This window comes from Lutibacter sp. (genome assembly GCF_013139515.1).
Taxonomy (GTDB): Bacteria; Bacteroidota; Bacteroidia; order Flavobacteriales; family Flavobacteriaceae; genus Lutibacter.
The window spans coordinates 44,010-50,050 of record NZ_WTAR01000032.1; the positions used below are offsets into that span (position 1 = coordinate 44,010).

The following is a 6,041-nucleotide window of genomic DNA, read 5'->3' on the forward strand; positions in this document are numbered from 1 at the left end:
ATTATGAAGATTTTTAAAATAAGTATGATATTACTATTTGTAATTATATTAGTTTCATGTAGTAAAGAAAATAATATTCAACTAGAAGATGATATTATAATAGAAACCCCTGAAGCAAATAATAAGCCAAACATTCTACTAGTTATTGCTGATGATATGGGTTTAGACGCTTGTCCTGGTTATGATTTAGGAATTACAAAACCAACAATGCCAAATCTGGAAAGTATGATTAATAGTGGTGTTAGGTTTAATAATGTTTGGTCTAACCCTACTTGCTCTCCAACACGATCAAGTATTATTACTGGAAAATACGGATTTAGAACAGATGTTTTAAAGGTTGGTGATGAACTTTCAACTTCTGAAACTTCAATTCAACAATATTTAGATAATAATTTAGGTGCAACATATAACCAAGCTGTAATTGGAAAATGGCATTTATCAGAAAATACAAATCATCCAACAAATATGGGCATAAATTATTATGCAGGTTTGTTAACCGGTGGAGTATCATCATATTGGGATTGGAATCTATCTGAAAATAACATAACAACTAATTCTACTGAATATTCAACAACAAAAATTACCGATTTAGCAATTAATTGGGTCGAAAATCAAACACAACCATGGTTTTTATGGTTGGCCTATAATGCTCCTCATACACCTTTTCATTTACCCCCAAATGAATTACATTCTCAAGGCGCACTTCCAACTAATGATGCAAGTATTGAAGCCAATCCATTACCTTATTATATGGCGATGTTAGAAGCAATGGATTCAGAAATGGGAAGACTTATAAGTTCTCTCAGCGAAGAAGAAAAAGAGAATACTATTATTATTTTTATTGGTGATAATGGAACACCTCAGCAAGTAGCTCAAGAATACAATTCGTTAAGAACAAAAGGGTCCTTATATCAAGGAGGAATTAACGTGCCAATGATAATTTCTGGAAAAGGTGTAAACCGATTTAATATAACTGAAGATGCACTTATTAACACAACCGATTTATTTGCTACAATTGCAAATATTGCAGGTGTTAATGTTGATAAAATAAATGACAGTCAAAACTTTAAAGAATTACTTTCTAATCATAATGAAACCTTTAGAGATTATGTATATGCTGAAACAGGAAGTGGAGTAGGAAATTCTGATTATACCATTAGAAACAAAACACATAAATACCTTCTTTTTGAAGATGGAACGGAGAAATTATATAATTTAAGTACTGATCCTTTAGAGTCTATAAATTTAATGCACGCTCACCTGTTACCATTAAATAGTACTGATGAATTGATAAAAGGTGAATTAGTTTTAAAGTTAAATGAAATTAGACAATAAGTTCTCTTTACTCTTCAACTTTTGGAAATGCTTTTTTATTAAAAAATATTAAGATTCCAACACCTGTAGAAATTGCAGTATCAGCAACATTAAAAATAGCATTAAAAAAAGTAAAAGATTTTCCACCAAAATAAGGAATCCAACTTGGTAAATCGCCACTCCAAATAGGGAAATAAAGCATGTCTACAACTTTTCCAAAAAATAATGTTCCTTTTGCTTGTTCAGAAAATAATGCTGCAATTTCATGACCTCCAGGTGTATTAAAAACCACTCCATAAAAAACAGAATCAATAATATTTCCCATTGCACCAGCAAAAATTAAGGAAACAGCAACTATTAATACGTTATGTGCATTCTTTTTAATTGAAGTAAATAACCAATATCCAATCCCTGTAATTGCAAATAATCTAAAAATTGTTAAAAATAATTTACCTGATTTTCCACCAAATTCAGCACCCCAAGCCATTCCGTTATTTTCAATAAAATGGATACGAAACCAATCAAAAACAACCACTTCTTCTCCATAGAAAAAATTAGTTTTAATGTAAACTTTACTAATTTGATCAATTAATAATACTATAAATATAATAAATATGGCTTTTTTCAATTGAGAAGATTTTGGGAATGATATAAAAAATAAAAATATCTTAAAACCTTAATTTTAAGATATTTTTATTAATAAATTTAAAATTATTACTGCATATTTTTTGCTTCAATACTTAATGTTGCGTGTGGAACCAACTTTAATCGTTCTTTCATAATTAATTTTCCTGTAACACGACAAATACCGTATGTTTTATTTTCAATACGAACTAAAGCATTTTTTAAATCTCTAATAAATTTTTCTTGACGAATTGCTAAAGCAACATTTGCTTCTTTAGACATGGTTTCAGAGCCTTCCTCAAAAGCTTTAAATGTAGGTGAAGTATCATCTGTACCGTTATTACTATCGTTTTTAAAAGCACTTTTAATCAATGCTAAATCTTCTTCAGCATAATTAATTTTATTTAAAATTAGCTCTTTAAATTCAGCTAAATCTATGTCTGAATATCTATTATTTTCGTTCATAAGCTCACATTTTTTGTATTAATATTTTAGTGTTTACATCGTCAAAAGCAATTTCTGTGCCTTTTTCTACTATTTCTTCAAACACTAGTTCTTTTGTTAACGTTTCAGATTTTATATATTGTTCATTTGCAAAAATTGACTGCTCTAATATATCATTTTTTTGAATAATCAATTTTATTTTATCTGTTACATCTAAACCAGATTCTTTACGAAGGTTCTGTACTCTGTTTACCAACTCTCTTGCATTTCCTTCTTTACGTAATTCATCAGTAATTGTTACATCTAAAGCTACTGTTAAATTTCCTTGATTAGCAACTAACCAACCTTCAATATCTTGTGATGAAATTTCTACTTCATTAAGTTCTAAAAATACAACATTTTCATTTACTTTTAATGAAATTTCACCTTGTTTTTCAACAGTTGAAATGTCGTCTTGTGTTAAATTTTGAATTGCCTGTGCCACAAACCTCATATCTTTTCCAAACCTAGGCCCAAGCACTTTAAAATTAGGCTTTATTGTTTTTACCAAAATACCTGAAGCATCGTCAATCAACTCAATTTCCTTCACATTCACTTCCGATTTTATTAAGTTTTCAACAGCTAAAATCTCCTCTCTATCATTTTCATCTAAAATAGGAATCATAATTCGCTGTAATGGCTGACGAACTTTTATCATTTCTTTTTTACGTAATGATAGTACCATTGATGAAATTTTTTGAGCTTGTTGCATTTTATGCTCTAACTTACTATCAATCAAACTTTCATCACAAGTTGGAAATGTTCCCAAATGTATAGATTCAAAATTTTCTTTTCCTGAAATAGTTGTTAAATCTTTATACAAATTATCCATAAAAAATGGTGCAATTGGCGAAGCTAATTTTGCAACCGTAACCATACAAGTATATAATGTTTGATACGCTGAAATTTTATCTTGTCCATATTCTCCTTTCCAAAAACGTCTTCTACTTAAACGAACAAACCAGTTACTAACATATTCTGAAACAAAATCTTGAATTGCTCTAGCTGCTTTGGTTGGTTCATATTCTTCATAAAATTTCTCTACATTTTTAACCAATGTATTTAATTCTGATAAAACCCAACGGTCAATTTCCGGTCTTTCTTCAATTGCAATTTCATCTTCAGCATAGGTAAAACCATCTAAATTGGCATATAATGAAAAGAATGAATAGGTATTGTATAATGTTCCGAAAAATTTTCTACGAACCTCATCAATCCCTTCAATATCAAATTTTAAATTATCCCACGGATTTGCATTTGAAATCATATACCAACGTGTAGCATCTGCGCCATACTTTTCCATTGTTTTAAACGGATCAACAGCGTTTCCTAAACGTTTCGACATTTTTTTACCTTCTTTGTCTAACACCAAACCGTTAGACACTACATTTTTATAAGCAACCGAATCAAAAACCATGGTTCCAATTGCGTGTAATGTATAAAACCAACCACGAGTTTGGTCAACTCCTTCAGCAATAAAATCAGCTGGATAGAATTTTTTCTCGTCAATTAATTCTTTATTCTCAAACGGATAATGCCATTGTGCATACGGCATTGAACCTGAATCAAACCAAACATCAATTAAATCTGATTCTCGTTTCATTTGTTGTCCTTTTGGAGAAACTAATGTAACTACATCAACTATATTTTTATGTAAATCAATTTTATCATAATTCTCATCACTCATATTACCAACTTCAAAATCGGTAAAAATATCAGCTTCTAAAAAACCTGCTTCAACAGATTTTTTCATTTCATCTTTTAACTCTTCAACAGAGCCAATCATAATTTCCTCTGTACCATCTTCTGTTCTCCAAATTGGCAATGGAATTCCCCAATAACGTGAACGCGATAAATTCCAATCATTGGCATTTTTTAACCAGTTTCCAAATCTACCTTCTCCGGTTGATTTTGGTTTCCAGTTAATAGTATCGTTTAAATCAAACATTCTATCACGTTTGTCTGTAACTTTTACAAACCAAGAATCTAATGGATAATATAAAATTGGTTTATCTGTTCTCCAACAATGCGGATAACTATGGCGATACTTTTCTACGTGAAAAGCTTTATTTTCTTCTTTTAATTGAATAGAAATTTCAACATCAAGTGAACGCTGTGGAGCTTCACCTTCAGCATAATATTCGTTCTTAACATATTTCCCTGCATATTCACCCATATGTTTGGTGAACTTTCCTTGTAAATCTACCAACGGAACCGGATTACCATTATCATCCAAAACTAACATTGGTGGAACTTCAGGTGTTGCTTGTTTCGCAACCATCGCATCATCTGCACCAAAAGTTGGAGCAGTGTGTACAATTCCTGTACCATCTTCAGTAGTTACAAAATCACCTGCAATAACTCTAAAAGCATTTTCAGGATTTTGATATGGAAGTACAAACGGTAATAATTGCTCGTATTTAGCTTCTAAAATATCAACCCCTTTGAATTCTTTAACAACTATAAATGGAATTTTTTTATCGTTCTCTTTGTATTCAGAAAGTTGCGCTTCATTTTCAACTGCGAAGAATTTTTTTGAAAATTGTTTTCCTACTAAATTCTTAGCTAAAATTACTTGAATAGGTTCAAACGTATATTGATTAAAAGATTTTACAACAACATATTCAATTTTCTTTCCAACAGTAAGTGCTGTATTTGAAGGCAATGTCCAAGGTGTTGTTGTCCAAGCTAAAAAGTGAATGTCGCCGTCTATTTCTTGAAGGAAATCTGGCAACGTACTTTTAACCGCTTTAAACTGTGCAACGGCAGTAGTGTCAGTAACATCTTGATAAGTTCCTGGCTGATTTAATTCGTGAGAACTTAATCCTGTACCAGCTTTTGGTGAATATGGTTGAATTGTATATCCTTTATAAATCAAATCTTTTTTATACAATTGAGACAATAACCACCAAACAGTTTCCATGTATTTTGGCTTGTAAGTTACATACGGATCTTCCATATCAACCCAATGTCCCATTTTAAGTGTTAAGTCTTCCCAAATATCTGTATAACGCATTACTGCTGTTCTACAAGCATCATTATATTCTTCAACGGTAATTTTTTTACCTATATCTTCTTTGGTAATTCCTAATTCTTTTTCAACACCTAATTCAATTGGCAAACCGTGTGTATCCCACCCTGCTTTACGTTTAACTTGAAAACCTTGTAAGGTTTTATAACGGCAAAAAATATCTTTTATAGCACGTGCCATTACGTGATGAATTCCTGGTAAACCATTTGCTGAAGGAGGTCCTTCAAAAAATACGAATGGTTTATTTTCATCTCTCGTAGCTATACTTTTTTCGAAAATATTCTCTGCTTCCCATATCGCTAAAGTTTCTTCTGCTACTTTAGTGAGGTTCAATCCTTTATATTCTCTAAACTTTTTACTCATTTTATGCCTTTAAATCAATTAGTTTGCGAAATTACGTATTTTCTTCAAAATATCATTTCATAAATTGCAAAATATTTACACCTTAAAACCTTGTAATAAGTAGTTTTAATTTAAGTTTACATATGATTCAACAAATTATCTCAAATTCTTATAAAAACGCTAAAAGAATTCAGTTAAATTCTAATTCAAAATTTATACTTTTTAGTGACGTTCACAGAGGTGATAA

The 6,041-nt window shown here is 30.6% G+C and carries 4 protein-coding genes; 1 reads left to right on the forward strand and 3 read right to left on the reverse strand.

Features of this window, described 5'->3' with window-relative positions:
• Positions 1 to 3: 3 nt before the first annotated feature.
• The gene (locus GQ540_RS04245; RefSeq protein WP_291797826.1) at positions 4 to 1,335 is read left to right on the forward strand and encodes a sulfatase-like hydrolase/transferase; all 1,332 of its coding nucleotides are present in this window, start codon (positions 4 to 6) and stop codon (positions 1,333 to 1,335) included.
• A gap of 7 nt (positions 1,336 to 1,342) precedes the next feature.
• Here GQ540_RS04245 and GQ540_RS04250 read toward each other — a convergent pair whose 3' ends face one another.
• The 3 genes from GQ540_RS04250 to ileS all read right to left on the reverse strand — a co-directional run bounded on the left by GQ540_RS04250 (position 1,343) and on the right by ileS (position 5,815).
• On the reverse strand, positions 1,343 to 1,942 hold the full coding sequence (locus GQ540_RS04250) for a lipoprotein signal peptidase (RefSeq protein ID WP_291797829.1): 600 nt from the start codon (positions 1,940 to 1,942) through the stop codon (positions 1,343 to 1,345).
• 86 nt (positions 1,943 to 2,028) lie between these two features.
• A complete protein-coding gene (locus GQ540_RS04255) occupies positions 2,029 to 2,403 on the reverse strand; it encodes a TraR/DksA C4-type zinc finger protein (RefSeq protein WP_291797832.1) in 375 nt (124 codons plus the stop codon).
• Between the two features lie 4 nt (positions 2,404 to 2,407).
• Positions 2,408 to 5,815: an isoleucine--tRNA ligase gene (gene ileS, locus GQ540_RS04260; RefSeq protein ID WP_291797836.1), complete on the reverse strand. Its 3,408-nt coding sequence runs from the start codon at positions 5,813 to 5,815 to the stop codon at positions 2,408 to 2,410.
• Between the last annotated feature and the right edge of the window lie 226 nt (positions 5,816 to 6,041).